Below are 1,298 nucleotides of genomic sequence, written 5' to 3' on the forward strand. Positions count from 1 at the left end.
GAGGGCATTCAGGGCACGGGCTACGCCGACACCTACGTGGCGACGGGCTATGGCCAGCCCGGTGCGCTCAATATCGGCAATAACGGCACCTTCAACCAGTTCGAGGGCCTCGGGGGCGATGATGCCATCACCGGCAACGGCAACACACGGCTGCTCTACACGAATGCCACCGGCGGCGTCACCGTCAACCTGAACGCCGGCTCGGTCACGGGTGACGTATCGGTCGGGCACGATACCTTCACGGGCGTCAACAGCATTTATGGCGGCAATTTCGCCGACACTTACGACGCGTCAGGCTTCATCGGTTTCAATTCCTTCCAGGGCCTCGCCGGCAACGACCTCATCACCGGCAACGGTAGCACGCAGCTGCTGTTCGCCAACGCGACCGGCGGCGTTGTTGTCGATCTCGCCAGCGGCACCGTCAATGGGGATGCCTCGGTTGGGCATGACACCATCACCGGTGGCGTCAACGGCGTGTCGGGATCGGGCTTCAACGATACGCTGAAGGGGGGCAGCGGCGCCGACAATCTGCTCGGCAACGGCGGCGCCGACACCTTCGTGTATGTGAGCGGCGGTGGTGCCGATTTCATCGGCGACCTCTCGCATGCGCAAGCCGACAAGATCGACCTTTCGGGCGCAGGTATCTACAACCTCGCTGATGTGCAGGCGATCGCCTCGCAGCAGGGACCGAACACGTTCATCAATTTCGGCAATGGCGATAGCCTGACGCTGCAGAACGTGACTCTATCGAACCTGACTGCTGCGGATTTCATCTTCGCGCCGGGCGTTCACCTGATCGGCGACGCCAACCCGAACACACTGGTCGGCACAGTCTATGCCGACAATTTGAGCGGCCTCGGCGGCAACGACGTCCTGCAAGGCCTCGGCGGCAACGACCAGCTCGATGGCGGCCAGGGCTTCGACCGCGCCGATTACGGCGATGCAACGGGAGCCATCACCGCCAATCTTGCGGCCGGCTCCGTGACCGGCCCGGGCGTCGGCACAGATACGCTGGCGAATGTCGAGGGGATCCTCGGCAGCAATTATGCCGACACGTTCAATGCGGCCGGGTTCACCGGATCGACCGGTCTGCCCGGCGTAGCCGCCGGCCAGAGCGAGTTTGAAGGGCGCGGCGGCGACGATAGCGTCGTCGGCGATCTCAACGTCCTGGGGCAGGCGGTGACGCGATTGTCCTATCTGAGCGCGACCAGCGCGGTCATCGTCGACATCGGGGCCGGGACCGCGGATGGCGACGCTTCGGTAGGCCACGACACCTTCTCCAACGTCTCGACGATCTG

1 pseudogene is annotated in these 1,298 nt (G+C 64.1%); it reads left to right on the top strand.

Going from position 1 to position 1,298, the window contains the following annotated elements:
* Positions 1 to 1,298, top strand: a pseudogene (locus tag IC66_RS0142270) (hypothetical protein); the annotation flags it as partial.

It is taken from the genome of Bradyrhizobium genomosp. III, assembly GCF_000261705.1.
GTDB lineage: Bacteria > Pseudomonadota > Alphaproteobacteria > Rhizobiales > Xanthobacteraceae > Bradyrhizobium > Bradyrhizobium ottawaense.